Below are 20,498 nucleotides of genomic sequence, written 5' to 3'. Positions count from 1 at the left end.
GCGGTGCCGCGGCGCGTCCGAACGGCCCGTTCGACTGGTGAGGCGCCGATTGTAGGAGCGCGGCGCCCGCGCATTAACGCAGTTGCGGGGAAACGATAGTTGCAGCCGAAGTAACAATCTGTCGCATCCAGTGGAGGAAAATGGCGGCTCCGCTACAGGTTGCTCACAGGAATGGATACCCTACAAAACATGCGGGTGTTTTCGCGCGTCGTCGAGACGGGCAGCTTCACCGCCGCCGCGCAATCGCTGAATTCGACGACCGGCGCGATGTCGCGCGCGGTGTCGGAGCTGGAGGCGCGCCTGCGCACCCGTCTGATGAATCGCTCGACCCGCCGTCTCGCGCTGACGTCGGCCGGCGAAAGCTATCTGCGGCGCTGCCGCCAGATCCTCGCCGACGTCGACCGCGCGGAAGAAGAAGCGAGCTGCGCGCACGAGCGCCCGGCCGGCGTGCTGCGCATGCACAGCTTCGCGAGCGTCGGTCACCACTACGTGATGCCCGCGCTGACGCGCTATCACACGCAGTACCCGGACGTGTCGATCGAGCTGTCGCTGTCGCAGCGCATGCCCGACCTGTTCGACGGCACGAGCGACATGGCCGTCGTCACCGCGTCGTCGCTGCCCGATTCGGAACTCGTGTCGCACCTGCTCGGGTCGACCTTCAGCATTCTGTGTGCGTCACCCGACTACGTGAAACGGCACGGCGTGCCGGCCCGCCCGCAGGATCTCGCCGCGCACGCGTGCCTGACGCTGTGCACGCCGGCGTTTCCGACGCACGAATGGGTGCTCGAAGGGCCCGAAGGCGTCGAGCAGATCCACGTCGCCGGGCCGGTGCAGACCAATACCGCCGAATCGCTCGCGCTCGCGATCCGCGACGGCATCGGGATCGGCATGCTGCCGCTGTATTCGGCGATCGACGCGCTGCGCGACGGCACGCTGGTCCGTGTGCTGCCCGCGCATATCCTGCAGAAGATGAACGTGTATGCGCTGTACCCGTCGCGCCGTTTCGTCGATGCGAAGGTGCGGACCTGGGTCGAGATGTTGCGTGCGCAAGTGCCGGGAATGATCGCGCGCGACGTCGAGATGCTGAACGCGATCGACCGCGAACCGCAGGCCGCCTGAGCGCAGGCCGCCTGAACCCCGTGCGCGCATCGGCGCGCGGCGGGTTGTTTCCTGCAAACATCCACTACGCGTCGCTCGCCATGCATGCTCGATGCGAGCGACGCACGTCATCACAGCGCGGGCTTGGCCGCCGCGCCCGATTCGGTTGCAGGCGCCCCGGCCGGGCCGTAGGCGGCCTGCGCCGCTTTCCGCTCGGCGAGACGCTTCGCCTGCAGTCGTTCCTGCGCCGCCAGGATGTCCTCCGGATAGTTGCCGACTTCACCGCGCGCCGGGTTGTAGCCGACCGATTCGAGATCGATCAGTTCCTGCAGCACCTGCGCGCGCGTGACGGGCGACTTCGCCTGCTGGGCGAACGACAGGGCCGGTGCGGCAAGCAGGATGGCAGCGGCGGCGGTAACGACGAGCGATTTCACGAGGTTCTCCTGAATACGGGGTGGGTGGCCGGATCGACGCGCGACGCGCGGCTCCGACCTTCGACGTCAGTCTACGCAGCGGGCCGATGCGCAAACACCCCGATTCCAGGAGGGCTGCGTTCCAGAAGCAACAACATTGGCGCTGTCGCCCGCCGCGGCCGGACCCGTGAGCAAACACGGGCGCCGTGCACACGGGCTCGGTACAGGCGGGCGACGTTGCGCGCTGCCGGTCAGAAGCGCGTGCGCATGCCGATCGTGCCGACGACCTGGTTCGCCGTGCTCGATGCGCCGCCCGACGTGTTGATGAACGCCTGGTAGCCGCGGCCGGACGCATGCTGGAACATCGCTTCCGCGTACAGGTCGGTGCGGCGCGACAGCTTGTACACGGCCTGCAGGTCGACCTGATGCCACTTCGGATCGGTGCCGTGCTTGCTGTCGGGATTCGACACGCTGGCGTCCGTGTACACATAGGCGGCGCCGAGGCTGACGGCCGGCGTGACCGCATAGCGCACGTTCACGTCGTAGTTGTTGAACGCGATCTGGCCGCTGGAGCCGAACGAGCCGGTGTTGTCGTACTGCGAGCGCGTGTAGACGAAGCCGACGGTCGCCGGCCCGAATACGTAGCTGACGCCGCCGCCGTACGTGCGCATGCGGTCCGAGCCGATCGACCAGCCCCCCTGGTTCAGGCTCTTCGCCTCGGCCGAATCGGTCGCGCCGGGGCTCGCGCTCGTCGAGCCCTTCGTGCCGTTCATCTGCAGGTAGGCGCCGGCCAGCTTCAGCGGGCCGTTCGTGTAGCTCGCGGCCACGCTGTACGCGCGGTTGGCGCTGAAATTCGCCGAGTTGGAGAACGCGTACAGCGCGCCGACCTTGAAGCCCGCGATCGTGTCGCTCGTGTACTTGACCGCGTTGTTGATGCGCAGCGAGTGGTTCAGGTTGTCGTTGTCGAACGGATGCGCGAAGCCCGCATCGCCGAGATCGCCGGCCGTCGCGGACAGCGGCGCGACGAAGTCGACCATCGTGTCGTACTGGCGGCCGAGCGTCAGCGTGCCGTAGCCGGCGCGGCTCAGGCCGACATACGCGTGGCGGCCGAACAGCTTGCCGTCCTGGCCGAGCCCGCCGTTGTTCACGTTGAAGCCGTTTTCGAGCACGAACAGCGCTTTCAGGCCGCCGCCGAGATCCTCGGTGCCGCGCAGGCCGAAGCGGCTGCCGTTGATCGTGCCGGTCGCCATGCGCCACTGCGACGCGCCGTTCACGTTGTTGGTATAGGCGATGCCGGCGTCGATCAGGCCGTACAGCGTGACCGAGCTTTGCGCGTGGGCGAGCGGCGCGAACAGGGTGGCGGCGCACGCACCGGCGATCAGGGTTTTTTTCATCGGGAAGCTCCTGCGTGTGGGACTGGAAACCAAAGTTCGGCGCAAGTATAGGAATGCGCCGCACGCGCAAGGGCCTTGGGGCCGCGAGCGCACTGTTCCTGATCCGGCAAGAGTCCTTCACAAAACTGACACGCGGCGTCGCGCGCGCGTCGGGCCGGCCGTTCCTGCGTGACGGCCGGCATGCGGCTGCCGTCCCGCGCAGCCCGGTTGTCGTGTCGATGCAACATGCGCGGCAGGTGCGCGCGTCGCCGCTTTTCCTCCATACTGATTGCCCGGACCGCACGGTCGTCGACGCAGATCGCGCGGCCGTGTTCACGCATGCACGACAAGAGGCCTCCCCATGAACCTGTTCAACGTACGCCTGCGCGGCCGCGACGGCCTGTTCACGATCGGCATCGATGCCGGCAAGATCGCGCGCATCGACGCGCAAGCCGCGCCGATTGCGTCGACGAACCCGGACCATATCGACGGCGGCGGCCGTCTCGCGATTCCGCCGCTCGTCGAGCCGCATATCCACCTCGATGCCGTGCTGACGGCCGGCGAGCCCGCGTGGAACATGAGCGGCACGCTGTTCGAGGGCATCGAGCGCTGGGCCGAGCGCAAGGCGACAATCACGCACGAGGACACCAAAACGCGCGCGCATGCGGCGATCGGCATGCTGCGCGACCACGGGATCCAGCACGTACGCACGCACGTCGACGTGACCGATCCGACGCTCGCCGCGCTGAAGGCGATGCTGGAAGTGAAGGACGAGGCGCGCGGGCTGATCGATCTGCAAATCGTCGCGTTCCCGCAGGAGGGCATCGAATCGTTCGACGGCGGCCGCGCGCTGATGGAGCGGGCGATCGAACTCGGCGCGGACGTCGTTGGCGGGATTCCGCATTTCGAGAACACGCGGGAGCAGGGCGTCAGCTCGATCCGCTTCCTGATGGACCTCGCGGAGCGCACGGGCTGCCTCGTCGACGTGCACTGCGACGAGACCGACGATCCGCATTCGCGCTTTCTCGAAGTGCTTGCGGAAGAGGCACGCGTGCGCGGCATGGGGGCACGCGTGACCGCGAGCCATACGACCGCGATGGGCTCGTACGACAACGCGTACTGCTCGAAGCTGTTCCGGCTGCTGAAACGGGCAGGGCTGAACTTCATCTCGTGCCCGACCGAGAGCATCCATCTGCAGGGGCGCTTCGACACGTTTCCGAAGCGGCGCGGCGTCACGCGCGTCGCGGAACTCGACCGTGCCGGCCTCAACGTGTGCTTCGGGCAGGATTCGATCAAGGACCCGTGGTATCCGCTCGGCAACGGCAACATCCTGCGTGTGCTCGACGCGGGCCTCCATATCTGCCACATGATGGGCTACCAGGACCTGCAGCGCTGCCTCGACTTCGTGACCGACCACAGCGCGACGGCGCTACACCTCGGCGACGGGTACGGCATCGCGGTCGGACGTCCGGCGAATCTCGTCGTGCTGGATGCGGACAGCGACTACGAAGCCGTGCGCCGGCAGGCGAAGGCCACGCTGTCGATGCGCCACGGGCAGGTCATCATGCGGCGCGAACCGGAGCGGATCACGTATCCGGATTGACGAGGAGGCGGGCCATTACGGCCCGCCGGACGCCGTGCATTCATGAAATGCATGAGTCGATTCGAAAAATACGTTTGCCTCATAAGGGGTGCAGGCCTACGATGCGGTGCTGACGACGGCGTGCGGGTTGCATGCCGTCTTTTCGATCTCCCGTTCGCCGACCTTATGCGCCTCGATCTTCCGTCCGCTCCCGCGGCATCTTCGCCGACCGCCAGCCCGTTCGCGCGCGTGGCCGTCGTCACGGTCCTGACCGGTATCGGCGCGGGGCTCGGCGGCATGCTGCTCGCGTTGCTGTTGCATGCGATCCAGCACGTCGCGTACGGCTACAGCGTCGCGCACGTGATCGGCGCCGAGAGCTTCCTCAATGGCGTGACCGGCGCCGAGCCGCTGCGCCGGTTGGCGGTCCTGGTCGTCTGCGGGATCGTCGCTGGCGGCGGCTGGTGGGCGCTTTACCGGTATGGCCGACCGCTCGTCAGCATCCGCCGCGCGGTGCGCGCGGCCGATCCGCGGATGCCGTTCGTCAGCACGACGGTTCACGCGCTGCTGCAGATCGTCACCGTCGCGCTCGGCTCGCCGCTCGGCCGCGAAGTCGCGCCGCGCGAGATCGGTTCGCTGCTCGCCGGGCGGCTTGCCCATGCGGCGGGACTCACGCCCGACGACTGCCGGCTGATGGTCGCATGCGGCGCCGGCGCGGGGCTCGCGGCCGTCTACAACGTGCCGCTCGGCGGCGCGATCTTCGTGCTCGAGGTGCTGCTCGGCACGTTCGAACTGCGTGCGCTGGTCGTGGCGGTCGTGACGTCCGCGATCGCGGCGATCGTCGCGTGGCTCGGTCTCGGCAACGAACACCAGTACACGGTGCCGGCGTTCGTGCTGAGCACGCCGCTCGTCGCATGGTCGGTCGTCTGCGGGCCGCTGTTCGGCTTCGCCGCGTACGGGTTCGTGCGGCTCACCACCCGCGCGCGGGCGAACGCGCCGAAGGACTGGCGGCTGCCGGTGTTCGCGCTGCTCAACTTCGCGGTGATCGGCGTGCTGTCGATGCGGTTTCCGCAATTGCTCGGCAATGGCAAGGGGCCGGCGTCGCTGGGTTTCGACGGCACGCTGACGATCGGCCTCGCGGCGGCGCTGCTCGTGCTGAAGGTGCTGATCGAGGCCGGCAGCCTGCGGGCCGGCGCGGAGGGCGGGCTGCTGACGCCGGGTCTCGCGAACGGTGCGCTGCTCGGGGTCGTGCTCGGCGGGCTGTGGAGCGCCGTGTGGCCCGGCGCATCGCTCGGCGGATGCGCGCTGATCGGCGCGACCGCGTTTCTCGCCGCATCGATGCAGATGCCGGTCACGGCCGTCGTGCTGCTGCTCGAATTCACGCGTGCGAATCACGACAGCCTCGTGCCGATGCTGCTGGCGGTGGCGGGATCGCTCGTCGCGTATCGGTTCGCGCAGCGGCTCGCCGAGCGGCGGGTGACGGACGTGGCGACGCTGAGCGAGCCAGTGAAGTGACGACGGTGCGTTGACGCGCGGCGGCCATTACCCTCGAAGGCGGCGCGGATCGTGCCGCCTTTCTCCGTTTTTCCCCGTTTCCCTGTCCTGACACGACGCGATCGTGATTTTGCGCGCCGAAGCGCGTCCGCCGGTTCTGTGCAAGAATCCGCGCGTTTCCGCGCCTCAACCAACAACGATACGCGCGGATGTCCCTATCAGGAAACGAGGAGCTCAAGTTGATCCAGCGCATTTCCCGCTTCTTCACGCAGGTGGTCCACCGCGTGTTGCCCGACCCGTTGATTTTCGCGATCCTGCTGACGATCGTCACGTTCGCGCTCGCGTTCGGCCTCACGCCGAACACACCCGTGCAACTCACGACGATGTGGGGTTCGGGCTTCTGGAACCTGCTCGCGTTCTCGATGCAGATGGTCATGATCCTCGTCACCGGCCACGCGCTGGCGAGTTCGCCGCCCGTGCGGCGCCTGCTCGTCGCGCTCGCGAGCACCGCGCGCACGCCCGGCCAGGGCGTGATGCTCGTCGCGTTCGTCGGCGCGCTGGCCTGTGCGATCAACTGGGGCTTCGGGCTCGTGCTCGGCGCGATGCTGGCGCGCGAAGTCGCGCGCCGCGTGGCCGGCAGCGACTACCGGCTGCTCGTCGCGTCCGCCTACATGGGCTTCCTGAGCTGGCACGGCGGGCTGTCGGGTTCGATCCCGCTCGTCGCGGCGACGAAAGGCAATCCGATGGAAAAGACCATCGGCCTGATTCCGGTGTCCGACACGATCTTCACCGGCTACAACGCGTTCGTCACGATCGGGCTGATCGTGATGCTGCCGTTTCTCGCTCGAATGATGATGCCGAAGCCGGGCGACGTCGTCAGCGTCGATCCGGCGCTGCTCGCCGAGCCGCCGAGCGTCGAGCGCAAGCTCGGGCCCGACGCGACGTTCGCGGAGCGGATGGAGGAGAGCCGCGTGCTGTCGATGCTCGTCGCGGCGCTGTGCGCGGCGTTCCTCGTGCTGCGTTTCGCGCAGAAGGGCTTCGCGCTCGACATCGACACGGTGAACCTCGCGTTCCTCGCGGCCGGCATCCTGCTGCACCGGACGCCGATGGCCTATGCACGCGCGGTGGCCGGCGCGGCGCGCGGCGCGTCCGGGATCATGATCCAGTTCCCGTTCTACGCCGGCATCCAGGCACTGATGGATCACTCGGGGCTCGCGGGCGTGATCACGAAGTGGTTCGTCGATATCGCGAACGTGCACACGTTCCCGCTGCTCGCATTCCTGAGCTCGGCCGTGATCAATTTCGCGGTGCCGTCGGGCGGTGGCCACTGGGTCGTGCAGGGGCCGTTCGTGATGCCGGCCGCGCAGGCGCTCGGCGCCGATCTCGGCAAGGCGGCCATGGCGATCGCGTACGGCGAGGCGTGGACCAACATGGCGCAGCCGTTCTGGGCGCTGCCCGCGCTGGCGATCGCGGGGCTCGGCGTACGCGACATCATGGGGTACTGCGTGACGACCCTGCTGTTCTCGGGCGTGGTGTTCGTCGCCGGGATGTATCTGTTCTGACGAAGTGAGACGAGAGGCGGGCGCGAGGCCCGCATCCTGTCCGCTGGATTTTTTCAGCCTGCCTTCAGCCGCGCGACCGCACGTCGGCGCGCTCGTGCCCGTGCCGCAATGCGAGGCTCGCGAACGCTGCGATCACGAGCGCGGCCGCGAGCAGCGTCAACCCGTTCTTTGCATTGCCGGTCGCCTGTTCGATCGCGCCGACGACGGTCGGCCCGACGAAGCCGCCGAGCAACCCGCACGTATTCACGAGCCCGAGCCCGCCGGCCAGCGCGCTGCCCGCCAGCCGCGACGCCGGAAACGTGAACACGATCGACTGGACGACGAAGAACATCGACGCCGCCACGCACACGCAGAGCAGCCCCGCCAACGGCGACGCATGCGCGGCGCCGACCATCCCGGCCGCCATGACCACCAGCCCCGCGCACAGCATGCGGCGCGAATGACGCGATTCACGGGCGAAGCGCGGCAGCGTGCCGGCCCCGAGCGCGGCGGCGAGCCACGGCAGCGAAGTCAGCAACCCGACCGCGAACGGCGAGAGGCGCCCCGACGCACCGATGATGCCCGGCAGGAAAAAGATCACCGTGTAGATGGTCAACTGGTGGCAGAAGTACACGAAGATCGCGAGCCAGATCTGCGGATCGCGCAGCGCGGCGCCGAACGCATGGCCGCCGTGCGCGGCGATGCCCGCGTCCTGTTCGGCGGCCAGCTTGTGCTCGAGCGCACGACCGGTTTCCGGAGCGAGCCACGGCGCGGCGCTCGGCCGGTCCGGCAATCGCATCCATACGACGAACGCGAGCAGGATCGCCGGAATGCCTTCGACGACGAACAACCATTGCCAGCCGTGGAAGCCGAGCGTGCCGTCGAGCTCGATCAGCGCGCCGGCCAGCGGCCCGCCGACGATGTTGGCGATGCACACGCCGAGCAGGAAATAGCCGGTGGCGCGCGCACGTTCCTCGCGGCCGAACCAGTACGTCAGATACAGCATCACGCCGGGAAACAGGCCGGCTTCGGCCACGCCGAGCAGCAGGCGCATCACGTAGAACGACGTTTCGCCGCTGACGAACGCCATCGCGACCGACAGCGCGCCCCACGTGATCATGATCCGCGTGATCCAGAAGCGTGCGCCGACGCGATGCATGATCAGGTTGCTCGGGATCTCGAAGAGCGCGTAGGTCAGGAAAAACAACCCCGCGCCGAGTCCGTACGCGGCCGATGAGATGCCGAGATCGACGCCCATCGAGTGTTTGGCGAACGCGATGTTGGTGCGGTCGAGAAAGCTGATCACATACGCGGCGATCAGCAGCGGCATGAGTTTGCGGAACAGCAGCCGGTTCAGCGACGCGTTCGCGTCGCCGGCGGCGGACGACAGGGCCTGAGCGTGATGAGTGGACATGCGGACGACTCCGGTAAGGGCGAACCGGCGCGCACGGCAAGCACGGCGCGCCGCGTTCGGCAAATGCCGCTGCGGTGCGGGCAGCGGATGGGCAGACGACGGAGCCGCGCCGGCGGCGCTCGAACGGAGCGGGGCGATGAAGGGCGTCCTGGCGCCGGCCGGCTCGGGCCGGCGCCTTGTCACTGCGCTTGCGGATTCTGGTGTTGGGGTGGCGACCCGGCGATCAGAAATTCACCGCGTCGCCGCCCTTGAGCGCGAGCATCGCGCGCGCCTCGGCCGGCGTCGCGATCTCGAGCGACAGGCCTTCGAGCACCTGACGCATTTTCAGGACCTGCGCGGCACTCGATTCCGCGAGCTTGCCGGGCGCGATCCACAGCGAATCCTCGAGCCCGACGCGCACGTTCGCGCCTTGCGCGGCGCCGATCGTCGCGAGCGGAATCTGGTTGCGCCCGGCGCCGAGGATCGACCATACGTAATCGCTGCCGAACAGGCGGTCGGCCGTCCGGCGCATGTGCATCAGGTCCTCCGGATGCGCGCCGATCCCGCCGAGCAGGCCGAACACGCTTTGCACGAAGAACGGCGGTTTCGCGAGCCCGCGATCGACGAAGTGCGCGAGGTTGTACAGGTGCGAGATGTCGTAGCACTCGAATTCGAACCGCGTGCCGTTCGCGCCGCAGCGCGTGAGGATCGTCTCGATGTCGGCGAACGTGTTCTTGAACACGAGATCGCGGCTTTTCTCGAGATGTTCGCGCTCCCACGGATGCTTCAGCTCGCGGAAGCGCTCGAGCATCGGGTACAGCCCGAAGTTCATCGAGCCCATGTTCAGCGACGCGACCTCGGGCTGGAAATGCAGCGCGGGCTGCAGCCGTTCGTCGACCGTCATGTGCGGGCTGCCGCCGGACGTGAGGTTGATCACGGCGTCGGTCTGTGCCTTGATGCGCGGCAGGAATTCGGCGAACACGGCCGGATCCTGCGTCGGTTTGCCGTCCGACGGGTTGCGTGCGTGCAGATGCAGGATCGCCGCGCCGGCCTGCGCGGCCGCGACCGCGGCCGTCTCGATTTCGTGCGGCGTGACGGGCAGGTACGGCGACATCGACGGCGTATGGATCGCGCCGGTCGGCGCACAGGTGATGATGACTTTGCGAGCGTTTGCCACGGATGGATTCCTTTCGATGAACGATGCAGGAGGCGTCAGAGCACTTCGACGTTGCCGCAGACGGAGATCGCCTGCCCGGTGATTCCGTGCCCGCCCGGCGAGCACAGGAACAGCGCGGTCGCGGCGATCTCGGCCGGATCGGTCATGCGCCGCAGCGAGATCTTCTCGAGATAGCGTTGCTCCATTTCGTCGTAGCCGATGCCAAGCTGCTGCGCGCGCGCCTCGATCACGCGGCGCATCCGCGGGCCGCGCACGATGCCGGGCTGGATCGCGTTCACGCGGATGCCGAGCGGCCCGAGTTCGATCGCGAGGCTTTTCACGAGACCGACCACCGCCCATTTGGTGGCCGCATACGGCGTGCGGAACGCGTAGCCGAGCCGGCCGGCGACCGACGACAGCGCGATGATCGCGCCGCCGTGTTTCGACTCGCGCAGCAGCGGCACCGCGCGGCGCGCGAACTGGAATTGCGCGTTCAGGTTGATCGCGACGGTCTGCTCCCATTGCACGGGGTCGATTTCGTCGATGCCGCCGGTCGGGCCGGCGATGCCCGCGTTGTTGACCAGCACGTCGAGGCCGCCGAGCCGGGACGACACGTCGGCGAATACACGCTCGACGGCGGCCGGGTCGGATACGTCGGCCAGCGTCGCGCTGATCGCGCCGGCCGCGGCACGCGGCGGCCGGTCGGCGAGCGCCGCGATCGCGGCTTGCGATGCGTCGCACACGTGCACGCGCGCACCGCATTCGGCGAACGCGTCGGCGATTTCGAGACCGATGCCCGATGCGCCGCCGGTCACGAGGACGCGCAGGCCGTCATAGGGTTTCAGCAGGTCGGAAGCTGTCATGCCGGGTTGTCTCCATCGTTGATGTTGTGGGATGACGGCCGCTTGGGTATCGGGCGGCCGTGGCAGGCGGTCGCTACGGCTTCGCGTTCACGGTCCGCGGTGTCTGTTCGGCCCGCAGCGTCTCGGCGAGGTCGTGCGCGGCGCCGCCGATGTCGAGCGCGATGCCGGCCCGCACGCCCGCGCCATCGCGCCGTTCGAGCGCATCGACGATCGCGCGGTGCGCATCCATCGAGCGCCGCATGTGCGGGATGTCGAGCGCGACCATGTTGAGGAACGGGCCGACGCGCATCCACAGGTTCTCGACGATCGCGAGCGTGCTTTCGCTGGCGCCGTGCGCATAGATCGCGCTGTGGAACGCAAAATTGCTTTGCAGGTAGGCGCGCGAGCGGCCGGCCTCGGCGTGTGCCTGCATCGTCTCGCAGGTCTTGCGTACGGCCGCGATCTGCGCGTCGGTCATCCGTGCGCACGCGCGCTCGGCGATGCAGCCTTCGAGGGCGATCCGCACGTCGCGCAGTTCGTCGAGCATGTCGAGCGTCATCGGCGGGACGACGAGCGCCCGATTCGGGCCGTCGACCAGTGCGCGTTCGGCGCGCAGCCGCGTGAGCGCGGCACGCACCGGCATCGTCGACGAGCCGACCGCCTCGGCCACGCTGCGCAGGCTCAGCGCCTGGCCAGGCGCGAAGCGGCCGCTCATCAGCGCTTCGCGCAGTTGCTGGTAGACCTTGTCGGCCATCGTTTCCTGTTCGATGACCTTCAATGCGGGCGGGGCGATACGAGGCGGCAAGGCGGGCTCTCCTGGGTTTGATCTGCGATCTGTGATCACACTGACGATATGCGAAGTTTTGACGATCGGAGGAGCGGAGTCAAGGCGAACGGGATTGGGGAAAACGAGGGGGGCAATAGAAGAGGGGCGGCGTCCGGGAAGTCGTCGTCATTACAAAAAACTTTCAAATCACGCATCATGACGCCCTGATTCGATGGATTCGAAGGTCCCCGGAGCACATGAGCCGTCGCGAGTTTTCGATGCGTTTGCCCTCGAGTCGAATTCATCTCAACAACAAGGAGCCAAAGTGAAACGTCCATCATTTGCCGTTGCATGGGCGGCATCTCAGCGAATCTACGACCCGGCAAATTCCGGTGAGCGCGTTGCGAAAGTGATAGGTGGATACGTCGAGAAGAACGTCAACAATCCGAATCCGACAGAGCGATGGAGCAATACTTGCGCGGTGAGGATGAGTTATATCCTGGGTGAAGCCGGTATGGTGATACCGAGAATCCCCGAGCAAACGGTCCCGGGCAGAGACAATCGGCAATATTTTTTTCGTGTCCGGGACTTGATTCGTTTTCTCGAGCAACGCTGGGGGAAGGCTGAGGGCGTCAAATACCCGCCGTCGAACGGAGGGCTGCTTGCGGGTCGGCAGGGCGTCATCCTGTTCGAGGTGTCGGGGTGGAGCGATGCACAGGGCCACGCCACGCTGTTCAATGGGCGGACGTGTTACGACCATTGTTACTTCAACGAACCGGGCGCGCGGTATCGTACCGATCGCGCAAATTTTTGGAGCCTGTCATGAGGGGAGTCCGGATCGCTGCCGCGTTGGCGTGCATCGCGTTTCAACCGGCGATGGCCGTGGCGAAGGACGTCGCACAAACTTCGCCCGAGGCCGGCTCACGAACTTACCTCCAGAACTTCAAGGACATGGTGCTCGCGGAGTGCCTGGCTACCGCATACAAGCAGGCGCCCGGCGCGAGCAAGGACATCGGCAGCAGCATCAGCGCTTTGCGCGACTGGACCTACTACGACATGGAACGTGCGCCGGACGTCATTCACGCGCTGGTCGCGAAGTATCTGGCTCGCGACTATCGGAGTCCGGTTGTCGAATCGGAAGTCGCGGACGTGAAGTTCGACTTCCTGAAGTGCGTCGATCTGTATCACGGCAAGGAACTGGACGCTGCAGCGAAGCAGCTCGTATCGCGTCCGAACCGTACCTATCGAACCGAGCATTCGCCGAAGCCGCGGTAGCGATCAAGCGCCGCTACGCAATGCAACGGCGCGCCGCATGCCGTTTCGTCGACGCTATTCGAGCGTCCGAATCGAATTGCTGATCCCGCGCGCGCAGTCGATCACCGCCGGCGCGAGCTTGCGGCGCGCGTCGTCGAACGTCCAGCGGCTCGTCGGCGCGACCACGTGCACGGCCGCGACCGGCTGCCCCTGGCTGCCGAGCACGGGCGCGGCGATCGACATGTCGCCGATGAACAGTTCTTCCTGGTTGGTCGCGTAGCCTTCGCGTCGCGCACTGTCGAGCAACGCGACGAGTTCGTCGAGCGCCGTGACCGTGCGCGGCGTATGCGGTGTGCGCACCATGTCGTCGAGCCGTGCACGCGCGTCGGCCGGCGGCAACGCGCTCAGGAACGCGCGCCCGCTGCCGGTGCAGTACATCGGGATACGGCTGCCGATCGGCATGTGGATCGGCACGAACTTGGTCGACACGAAACGCGCGACGTACACCATTTCGTCCTCGTCCGGCTCGGTCAGGTTGGTGGTTTCGCCGGTCAGGTTCGTGAGCTCGGACAGGAACGGATTCGCGACGTCGATCAGCGTATCGGCCGCGAGATAGTTGAAGCCGATCCGCATCACGTGCGGTGTCAACTGGTAGCGCCGCGTGACCGGATGCTTGCGGATGTAGCCGAGCTTCTCGAGCGTATAGACCATCCGCTGCGCCGAGCTTTTCGTCATCCCGGCCGCGTCGGCCACTTCCGCGAGCGTCATCGTGCGCCGCTTCGCGCTGAACGCGCGCAGCACGTTGAGCCCTTTTTCGAGCGACTGGTTGAACAGCAGGTCGTTTGACTGATCGGGCGACGTTTCCATGGCATGAGGCGGGATCGATTCGATATCGCATCATAGCGTATCGCATATCGATACTGAAAAATCTTTTTACGATATTTTTGATTCGTTTTAAGATCGAGCCATCGTCGCAGTGTCGATCAGCGACCGGCCGGCGCCCGGATTATTCGAGAAGGAGACACCATGGTTCCGTTCATCAAGCGGTTCGGCGCACTGGCCGCCGGTTTCGCCACCTGTATCGCACTCTCCACGGCCTCGGCGGGCGTCGTTGCGGCCGAGCCGACGCTGAAGGTCGGCGCGACCGCCACCGGCGTGCCGTTCACGTTTCTCGACGTCAAGAGCAATTCGATCCAGGGGATGATGGTCGATGCGATCACCGCGGCCGGGAAGTCGGCCGGGTTTCGCGTCGACGTGCAGCAGACCGTGTTCTCCGCGCTGATCCCGTCGCTCACCACGCAGAAGATCGACATCATCTCGGCCGCGATGCTGAAGACGCCGGCGCGCCAGCAGGTCGTCGATTTCTCCGACACCGTCTACACGTTCGGCGAAGGCCTGATCGTGAAGGCCGACGACCCCGGCCGCTATACGTCGATGGACGATTTCAAGGGGCAGGTGGTCGGCGCGCAGGTCGGCACGGCGTTCGTCGACGCGCTCAACAAGAAGGGCATCTTCAAGGAAGTGCGGACCTACGATTCGATCGCCGACATCATGCGCGACGTCGCGCTCGGGCGCATCAAGGCCGGCTTCGCCGACCAGCCGATCGTCGCGTACCAGATCGAGCACGGCGTCAATCGCCAGGTGCGGCTCGTGCCCGAATACCAGAGCGTCGTGAAGGGGCAGGTCTGCTTCATCGTGCGCAAGGGCGACACCGCGACGCTCGAACAGCTCAACGGCGCGATCCGCAAGATGAAGGGCGACGGCACGCTGCAGCAGATCCTGCAGAAGTGGCACATGAGCTGAGCGCCGGCGCCCGATTCCCGACCGGCATCGCCCGCGCGTCGCGGGCATCTACCGCGGCGCGCCGTCCCGACGTCGCATAGGAGACCTCATGTTTTTCCAGAATGCGATCGATTTTCTGCCGATCCTGCTGAAGGGCGCGGTGGTCACGATCGAGATCACCGCATGCGCGTTCGTGCTCAGCTCGGTGCTCGGGCTGATCCTCGCGCTGCTGAAGGTGTCGCGCAATCGGGCGGTATCGACCGCCGGCAGCACGATCGTCAACGTGATCCGCGGGCTGCCGATCATCGTGCAGCTGTTCTACATGTACTTCGTGCTGCCCGATCTCGGCGTCCAACTGTCGGCGTTCCAGGCCGGCGTGCTCGGGCTCGGCATCGCGTATTCGGCGTACCAGGCCGAGAACTTCCGCGCCGGCATCGAGGCGATCGACCGCGGCCAGATCGAAGCCGCGCACGCCATCGGCATGCGCGGCCCGATGATCATGCGGCGTGTGGTGCTGCCGCAGGCATTTCGCATCGCGCTGCCGCCGTACGGCAACACGCTCGTGATGCTGCTGAAGGATTCGTCGGTCGCGTCGACGATCACGGTCGCGGAAATCACGCGCGCCGGCCAGCTGATCGCGTCGTCGACGTTCCAGAACATGAGCGTGTATACGCTCGTCGCGCTGCTGTATCTCGCGCTCGGCCTGCCGCTGATGTTCGGCGTGAACCGGCTCGGCAAGCGGCTCGCACTGAGGAGGGGCGCATGATCCGGATCGATTCCATCCATAAACGGTTTCAGCAGCACGCGGTGCTGAAGGGCGTGAGCCTCGACGTGCAGCCGGGTGAAGTCGTGTGCCTGATCGGGCCGTCCGGTTCCGGCAAGTCGACCGTGCTGCGCTGTATCAACGGCTTCGAGACCTACGACGAAGGGTCGATCACGATCGACGGCGTGAAGGTCGACGCGCATTCGAAGCGGATTCACGAGCTGCGGATGCGGGTCGGCATGGTGTTCCAGCGCTTCAACCTGTTTGCCCACCGCACGGCGCTCGAGAACGTGATGGAAGGGCCGGTGCACGTGCGGCGCGTGCCGGTCGCGCAGGCGCGCGAGCAGGCCCGCGCGCTGCTCGACAAGGTCGGCCTCGCGCACCGGATGAATGCGTATCCGTCCGAGCTGTCGGGCGGGCAGCAGCAGCGCGTCGCGATCGCCCGCGCGCTCGCGATGGAGCCGCAGGCGATCCTGTTCGACGAGCCGACGTCGGCGCTCGACCCCGAACTCGTCGGCGAAGTGCTCGGCGTGATGCGCGGGCTCGCCCGCGACGGGATGACCATGGTGGTCGTCACGCACGAAATGGCGTTCGCGCGCGAGGTGGCCGATCGCGTGTGCTTCCTGCACGACGGCACGATCTGCGAAAGCGGACCGGCGCGCGACGTGCTCACGCAGCCGACTCATCCCCGCACGCAGGAATTCCTGCGTCGCCTGCTGGCGTCGGACGGCGCCGACAACCCGGATCGAACATGAGCGCAACGAACGCGGCACCCGGATGGCCCGACTCGCCGTGGCCGGATTCGCTGTGGGCGGCGACCGCCGCGCCGGCACCCGATACGCCCGCGCTCGACGCGTCCGTATCGTGCGACGTGGCGATCGTCGGCGCCGGCTTCACGGGCCTGTCGACCGCACTTCACCTGGCCGAACGCGGCGTGAACGTCCGCGTGATCGACGGCGCGCAGCCGGGCTGGGGCGCGTCCGGCCGTAACGGCGGGCAGGTCATTCCCGGGCTGAAATACGACCCCGACGAACTCGTTCGCCGGTTCGGCGACGCGGCCGGCGAGCAGCTTGCCGGTATCGTCGGCGGCGCGGCCGATACCGTGTTCGACCTGATCGCGCGGCACGCGATCGACTGCGATGCGCGTCGCCAGGGCTGGATCCAGCCCGCGCCGACCGCCGCGATGCTCGACACGGTCGCCCGCCGCGCGCAGCAGTGGGCCGCGCGCGGCGCGCCGGTCGAGGTGCTCGGCCGCGACGACGTCGCGCGACGGCTCGGCACGCCCGCGTATGCGGGTGGCTGGATCGATCGCCGCGCGGGCAGCGTGCAGCCGCTCAGCTATACGCGCGGCCTCGTGCGCGCCGCACAGGCGAGCGGTGCGGTCGTGCACGGCTTGACCCGCGCCGTCGGACTGACGCGTGCCGACGGCCGCTGGCAGGTCGCGACGTCCGGCGGCGCGACGCTGTCGGCCGCGCGCGTCGTGATCGCGACCAACGGCTACACGGATGGGCTATGGCCCGGCTTGCGCCAGTCGGTGATCGCCGCGAACAGTTTCATCGTCGCGACGCAACCGCTCGCGCCGGAACTCGGTCGCGACATCCTCGCCGGCGGCGAGGTCGCATCCGATGCGCGGCGCCTGCTGCTGTACTTTCGCCGCGATGCGGCCGGGCGACTGCTGATGGGCGGCCGCGGCCCGTTCGCCGAACCGCGCGCGCCGGGCGACTGGCGCCATCTGGAACGCGCGACGACGCTGTTGTATCCGCAACTGAAGGGCGTCCGGTTCGAATACCGCTGGGCCGGGCGCGTCGCGATCACCGCGGATTTTCTGCCGCACGTGCACGAGCCCGCACCGGGCGTGACGATCGCGCTCGGCTACAACGGCCGCGGCATCGCGATGGCGACGACGCTCGGCAAGCATCTGGCCGCGCATCTGTCGGGCGATGCGCAATTGCCGCTGCCGTTCCGCGTGTCGCCGATCCGGCCGATTCCGTTGCACGGGCTGCAGCGCTTCTATATCGCGGCCGGGGTCGCCTGGTATCGGTTGCTCGACAGCCTGTCCTGACGCAGGTGGGCGGTTGAACCGCGCATCGCGTGCTCCGACGTTTGCGCGAGATGCCGGCGGATGGCTTCGCAATCGGCGACTGTCGCCCCTACCTGATTCCGGCAATAGGGAAAAATCGACCGCGCCCCGTCCTTGCTTGGCTATTGGAATACCCTATGTTATAAAAGGCCGCGCCCAAATCAGGTGCATAGTCCAACAATAGACAACATAATAGAAATCATGGCCGACGCGGGGTATACCGAAAGTGCGGACACGCGTGTTCGCGTGTTGTTTCACGTAACCGATTTCGGGAACGGCGGGATCGAATCGTCTCTGATCCAGTGGCTGCGCATCCTCGATCGCAAGCGTTTCAGGGCCACATTGTCGGTCACGTACGCGTCGCCGATGCTGGCGCAGCGCTTTCGCGCCCTGATTCCGGATGACATTCCCATTGAAATCCTGGTGCGTCCGCAGTGGCTGCGCTATTTCCAGGACCGCCGCCACGCACGCAAGCTCGACAAAGTGGGCCGGATTGCTCGTGACCTTCACGGCGCGCTCGCGGTGCGTCCGTACATCGGGCGGCGTGTCGCCGAACTGGCGCGCGACGTAGACGTCATCGTCGACTACGACTTGTCGCTGCGGCGCCTTGCCGGCCGCTTCGGGGTGGCCTGGATCGGCGTCAACCACTTCAGCTTCGTCGCCCGGCTCGGCGGCCGCGGCCGGCGCATGCGCCGCCTGCTCGAGCAGTACAGCCGCTACGACAGTATTGCCGCATTGAACCCGCAGATGGGCGACGAAGCCGACCGGATGTTCGGCGACCGGCTGCAGCAAGTCACCGTCCTGCCCAACGCGATCGACATCGACGCCATTCGCGAGAACGCGACTGCCGCGCGTCCCCCGTTGCCAAGCGATGTGCCTTACATCGTCTCCGTCGCCCGGCTCGATGAACTCCAGAAAGATCACCGCACGTTGCTGCGCGCGTATGCGCAACTCGTCGCGCAGCGCGATTTGGCGGAGCATCTCGTGCTTGCCGGCGACGGCGCCCATCGCGACGAGCTCATGCGTCTCGCGCACGAGCTCGGCATCGGCGCGCGAGTGCATTTCATGGGGCAGATGGACAACCCGCATCCGCTGATGGCGGGCGCGTCGATCATGGTGCTGAGTTCGAAGAACGAAGGGATGCCGATGGTGCTGATCGAGGCACTCGCCCTCGGCAAGGCGATCGTATCGACGGATTGCCCGACCGGGCCGCGCGAGATTCTCGACCACGGCCGCGCGGGATTGCTGGTGGAAGTCGGGAATGTCGATGCGTTGGCCCGCGCGATGGCGCAATTGCTGACCGACGACCGACTGCGTGCCGACCTGGCCGCCCGGGCGTTCGAGCGGGCGGCACGCTTCGGCATTGCGGAAAGCAACCGGCGGCTCGATGCGTGCATCGAGGCGATTCGCGTGAAACGCGCAAGCCGGTGTCGGGCGCCATCGCGCGAGGGCATGCAGCGCGCCGGCTGACGGCCGATGTCCTGGCGGCGTGACGCGCCCCGCTTCGGCGGGGCGCGTGTCGTTTACCGCGCAGCCGGGTCGGTAAGCGTATTCAGGAACGCCTCGATGTCCTTGATGTCCTGCGCGGTCATCGCGGGCTTGTCGCCGGGCTTGCGATCGAACGGCGCGTCGGTCACGTCCACGTTCGCGCGATATTTCGGCGGAATGTCGTCGTATTCGTCGACCTTGCCGTCCGCGCCGCGCGAGTAGAACTTCTGCGGCGAGATGCTGCGTTCGTTGTAGAACGCCATCACCTGATCGAGCGTGTGGAACACGCCGTTGTGGAAGAACACGTGGCGCGTCGCCGCGTTGCGCAGCGTCGGCGTCAGAAACATTCCGCAATACTGTGTCTGGTCCTTCAGGTCGTCGCGGAACGGCCCGCACACGCCGAGATCGTAGAACGCCGGATTGCGGTTCTGCACGAGCGCTCGATTGCGCGGCGCGCCCAGCGCCTCGTACTGGTAATCGGTAAACATCGGCGGCAGCCCGTCCTTGCCGGGTTTCGACAAGTGGCAGCCCGCGCAATTCGCCTTGTCCGGATCGTTGAACAGGCGCAGCCCGCGCAGTTCGGCCTGCGTCAGGCGGGCGCGGCCCTCGAGCCAGCGATCGTACTTGCTGTCGTACGGATGGAACGACGGATCCTCGACCTGATAGCGCGCGATCGCGAACATCGCTTCCGATACCGCGAGCTGCGGGCGGTCGAACACGCGCGCGCCGAATACCTGCTCCAGTTGCGCACGATGCGACGATTGCGCGAGCTTGTGCGCGACGTCGTCGACGCTCGCGTTCGCCATCTCGACCGGATTCAGCAGCGGGCCGAACGCCTGTTGCTGCAGCGTATCGGCGCGGCCGTCCCAGAACATCCCGCCCTGCGGCACGAGCTGCGGCGCGGCCGACGTGCCGGCCACCTTCTGCGCCTTGACGACGCCGGCCGCCGCCGCGGCCTGCTGCGCGACGCTCGGCGCGGCGTCGTTTTCGCCGGCGTCGGGGCCGATGCTGAAGTTCGGCTGGCGGTACAGGTACATCAGCGACGGCGGTGGACGATAGCCCTGCTGCGTCATCGCGAGGCCGCCCGGCTGCACGTCGAGCGCATTCGGCGGGCCGTACGCGTGATCGGGGCTGTGACACGACGCGCACGACTGCTTGCCCGACGCCGACAGCGACGGATCGTGGAACAGCGCGCGCCCGAGCTGCGCGACCGCCGACAGCGGCTGCGCGGCGGGCCGCTGCAGCACGACCGGATGCGGGTTCGCGCCGGTCCAGTCGGCGACCACGGTGCCGATCGCCGCCGGCACCTGCGCGGGAAACGCGATCGCGAACGCGCCATAGCCGATCACGGCCGCGCCGAGCACGAACGCCGCGCGGCGCAGCAGGCGGGAAGGGGGGCGCGGCGCGGGCGTGCCGGCGGCATCGGGAGACGGAAATGCGGGGCGAGCTGTCATGCTGTCGGTCGAAAATCGGGCG

General features: G+C 67.2%; 20 protein-coding genes. 12 read left to right on the top strand and 8 right to left on the bottom strand.

The annotated features are described in order from the left end of the window. The first annotated feature begins 171 nt into the window (after positions 1-171). The gene (locus tag DTA15_RS22945; RefSeq protein ID WP_012493318.1) at positions 172-1,119 is read left to right on the top strand and encodes a LysR family transcriptional regulator; all 948 of its coding nucleotides are present in this window, start codon (positions 172-174) and stop codon (positions 1,117-1,119) included. Between the two features lie 110 nt (positions 1,120-1,229). Here DTA15_RS22945 and DTA15_RS22940 read toward each other — a convergent pair whose 3' ends face one another. After that, entirely contained in the window at positions 1,230-1,532 is a 303-nt protein-coding gene (locus DTA15_RS22940; protein ID WP_006482838.1) for a DUF4148 domain-containing protein, read from the bottom strand. A 230-nt stretch (positions 1,533-1,762) separates the two neighbouring features. Further along, complete coding sequence (locus DTA15_RS22935; RefSeq protein WP_006482831.1) at positions 1,763-2,905, bottom strand: porin; 1,143 nt, start codon at positions 2,903-2,905, stop codon at positions 1,763-1,765. 14 nt (positions 2,906-2,919) lie between these two features. On the opposite strand from DTA15_RS22935, the gene DTA15_RS22930 reads away from it, so the two are divergent. From DTA15_RS22930 to DTA15_RS22915, 4 genes are all read left to right on the top strand, one after another. Next, positions 2,920-3,249 (top strand): hypothetical protein, encoded by a 330-nt coding sequence (locus DTA15_RS22930; protein WP_227743154.1) that lies wholly within the window; start codon positions 2,920-2,922, stop codon positions 3,247-3,249. Beyond that, entirely contained in the window at positions 3,246-4,487 is a 1,242-nt protein-coding gene (gene codA, locus DTA15_RS22925) for a cytosine deaminase (RefSeq protein WP_006482832.1), read from the top strand. Before DTA15_RS22930 ends, codA begins: the two co-directional genes overlap by 4 nt. Positions 4,488-4,652: 165 nt before the next feature. Further along, entirely contained in the window at positions 4,653-5,978 is a 1,326-nt protein-coding gene (locus DTA15_RS22920; RefSeq protein WP_006482850.1) for a chloride channel protein, read from the top strand. A 218-nt stretch (positions 5,979-6,196) separates the two neighbouring features. Continuing rightward, the gene (locus tag DTA15_RS22915) at positions 6,197-7,519 is read left to right on the top strand and encodes a TIGR00366 family protein (protein WP_012493319.1); all 1,323 of its coding nucleotides are present in this window, start codon (positions 6,197-6,199) and stop codon (positions 7,517-7,519) included. Between the two features lie 64 nt (positions 7,520-7,583). Here the strand turns inward: DTA15_RS22915 and DTA15_RS22910 are convergent, their stop codons facing one another. From DTA15_RS22910 to DTA15_RS22895, 4 genes are all read right to left on the bottom strand, one after another. Then, positions 7,584-8,912 (bottom strand): MFS transporter, encoded by a 1,329-nt coding sequence (locus DTA15_RS22910; protein ID WP_006482829.1) that lies wholly within the window; start codon positions 8,910-8,912, stop codon positions 7,584-7,586. Positions 8,913-9,135: 223 nt separating this feature from the next. Next, on the bottom strand, positions 9,136-10,068 hold the full coding sequence (gene kce / locus DTA15_RS22905; protein WP_006482842.1) for a 3,5-dioxohexanoate:acetyl-CoA acetone transferase: 933 nt from the start codon (positions 10,066-10,068) through the stop codon (positions 9,136-9,138). Between the two features lie 35 nt (positions 10,069-10,103). Beyond that, positions 10,104-10,910, bottom strand: a complete 807-nt coding sequence (locus DTA15_RS22900; RefSeq protein WP_006482840.1) for an SDR family oxidoreductase — start codon at positions 10,908-10,910, stop codon at positions 10,104-10,106. Between the two features lie 73 nt (positions 10,911-10,983). Continuing rightward, positions 10,984-11,694, bottom strand: a complete 711-nt coding sequence (locus tag DTA15_RS22895; protein ID WP_006482853.1) for a GntR family transcriptional regulator — start codon at positions 11,692-11,694, stop codon at positions 10,984-10,986. Between the two features lie 193 nt (positions 11,695-11,887). Here DTA15_RS22895 and DTA15_RS22890 point away from each other — a divergent pair, with 193 nt between their 5' ends. Then, on the top strand, positions 11,888-12,481 hold the full coding sequence (locus DTA15_RS22890; RefSeq protein ID WP_227743155.1) for a type VI secretion system amidase effector protein Tae4: 594 nt from the start codon (positions 11,888-11,890) through the stop codon (positions 12,479-12,481). Beyond that, a complete protein-coding gene (locus DTA15_RS22885; protein WP_012493321.1) occupies positions 12,478-12,930 on the top strand; it encodes a type VI secretion system amidase immunity protein Tai4 in 453 nt (150 codons plus the stop codon). Before DTA15_RS22890 ends, DTA15_RS22885 begins: the two co-directional genes overlap by 4 nt. 54 nt (positions 12,931-12,984) lie before the next feature. Here DTA15_RS22885 and DTA15_RS22880 read toward each other — a convergent pair whose 3' ends face one another. After that, positions 12,985-13,776 (bottom strand): IclR family transcriptional regulator, encoded by a 792-nt coding sequence (locus tag DTA15_RS22880; RefSeq protein ID WP_006482854.1) that lies wholly within the window; start codon positions 13,774-13,776, stop codon positions 12,985-12,987. Positions 13,777-13,935: 159 nt separating this feature from the next. Here DTA15_RS22880 and DTA15_RS22875 point away from each other — a divergent pair, with 159 nt between their 5' ends. The 5 genes from DTA15_RS22875 (at position 13,936) to DTA15_RS22855 (ending at position 19,004) form a co-directional block, all read left to right on the top strand. After that, complete coding sequence (locus tag DTA15_RS22875; RefSeq protein WP_006482855.1) at positions 13,936-14,712, top strand: ABC transporter substrate-binding protein; 777 nt, start codon at positions 13,936-13,938, stop codon at positions 14,710-14,712. A gap of 88 nt (positions 14,713-14,800) precedes the next feature. Continuing rightward, entirely contained in the window at positions 14,801-15,457 is a 657-nt protein-coding gene (locus DTA15_RS22870; protein WP_006482843.1) for an amino acid ABC transporter permease, read from the top strand. After that, positions 15,454-16,209 carry an amino acid ABC transporter ATP-binding protein gene (locus DTA15_RS22865; protein WP_006482849.1) on the top strand — a complete coding sequence of 252 codons (756 nt, stop codon included), beginning with the start codon at positions 15,454-15,456 and terminating at the stop codon, positions 16,207-16,209. Before DTA15_RS22870 ends, DTA15_RS22865 begins: the two co-directional genes overlap by 4 nt. After that, a complete protein-coding gene (locus DTA15_RS22860; RefSeq protein ID WP_012493322.1) occupies positions 16,206-17,516 on the top strand; it encodes an NAD(P)/FAD-dependent oxidoreductase in 1,311 nt (436 codons plus the stop codon). The genes DTA15_RS22865 and DTA15_RS22860 overlap by 4 nt, the downstream gene beginning before the upstream one ends. A 219-nt stretch (positions 17,517-17,735) precedes the next feature. After that, positions 17,736-19,004 carry a glycosyltransferase gene (locus tag DTA15_RS22855; RefSeq protein WP_006481696.1) on the top strand — a complete coding sequence of 423 codons (1,269 nt, stop codon included), beginning with the start codon at positions 17,736-17,738 and terminating at the stop codon, positions 19,002-19,004. 53 nt (positions 19,005-19,057) lie between these two features. On the opposite strand, the gene DTA15_RS22850 is transcribed toward DTA15_RS22855, so the two are convergent. Further along, positions 19,058-20,476, bottom strand: a complete 1,419-nt coding sequence (locus tag DTA15_RS22850; protein WP_006481708.1) for a cytochrome-c peroxidase — start codon at positions 20,474-20,476, stop codon at positions 19,058-19,060. Between the last annotated feature and the right edge of the window lie 22 nt (positions 20,477-20,498).

Source organism: Burkholderia cenocepacia (genome assembly GCF_900446215.1).
GTDB lineage: Bacteria > Pseudomonadota > Gammaproteobacteria > Burkholderiales > Burkholderiaceae > Burkholderia > Burkholderia cenocepacia.
The sequence above is the reverse complement of the archived record's forward strand: the minus strand, read 5'-3'. Positions and strand labels throughout refer to the sequence as shown.

Excerpts from the sequence above, each read along its gene's own strand:
- codA (WP_006482832.1), top strand. The coding sequence starts at position 3,246 with ATGAACCTGTTCAACGTACGCCTGCGCGGCCGCGACGGCCTGTTCACG.
- DTA15_RS22865 (WP_006482849.1), top strand. The coding sequence starts at position 15,454 with ATGATCCGGATCGATTCCATCCATAAACGGTTTCAGCAGCACGCGGTG.
- DTA15_RS22870 (WP_006482843.1), top strand. The coding sequence starts at position 14,801 with ATGTTTTTCCAGAATGCGATCGATTTTCTGCCGATCCTGCTGAAGGGC.
- DTA15_RS22880 (WP_006482854.1), bottom strand. The coding sequence starts at position 13,776 with ATGGAAACGTCGCCCGATCAGTCAAACGACCTGCTGTTCAACCAGTCG.
- DTA15_RS22890 (WP_227743155.1), top strand. The coding sequence starts at position 11,888 with ATGGATTCGAAGGTCCCCGGAGCACATGAGCCGTCGCGAGTTTTCGAT.
- DTA15_RS22945 (WP_012493318.1), top strand. The coding sequence starts at position 172 with ATGGATACCCTACAAAACATGCGGGTGTTTTCGCGCGTCGTCGAGACG.
- DTA15_RS22910 (WP_006482829.1), bottom strand. The coding sequence starts at position 8,912 with ATGTCCACTCATCACGCTCAGGCCCTGTCGTCCGCCGCCGGCGACGCG.
- DTA15_RS22885 (WP_012493321.1), top strand. The coding sequence starts at position 12,478 with ATGAGGGGAGTCCGGATCGCTGCCGCGTTGGCGTGCATCGCGTTTCAA.
- DTA15_RS22935 (WP_006482831.1), bottom strand. The coding sequence starts at position 2,905 with ATGAAAAAAACCCTGATCGCCGGTGCGTGCGCCGCCACCCTGTTCGCG.
- DTA15_RS22920 (WP_006482850.1), top strand. The coding sequence starts at position 4,653 with ATGCGCCTCGATCTTCCGTCCGCTCCCGCGGCATCTTCGCCGACCGCC.
- DTA15_RS22855 (WP_006481696.1), top strand. The coding sequence starts at position 17,736 with ATGGCCGACGCGGGGTATACCGAAAGTGCGGACACGCGTGTTCGCGTG.
- DTA15_RS22850 (WP_006481708.1), bottom strand. The coding sequence starts at position 20,476 with ATGACAGCTCGCCCCGCATTTCCGTCTCCCGATGCCGCCGGCACGCCC.
- DTA15_RS22900 (WP_006482840.1), bottom strand. The coding sequence starts at position 10,910 with ATGACAGCTTCCGACCTGCTGAAACCCTATGACGGCCTGCGCGTCCTC.
- DTA15_RS22875 (WP_006482855.1), top strand. The coding sequence starts at position 13,936 with ATGGTTCCGTTCATCAAGCGGTTCGGCGCACTGGCCGCCGGTTTCGCC.
- DTA15_RS22860 (WP_012493322.1), top strand. The coding sequence starts at position 16,206 with ATGAGCGCAACGAACGCGGCACCCGGATGGCCCGACTCGCCGTGGCCG.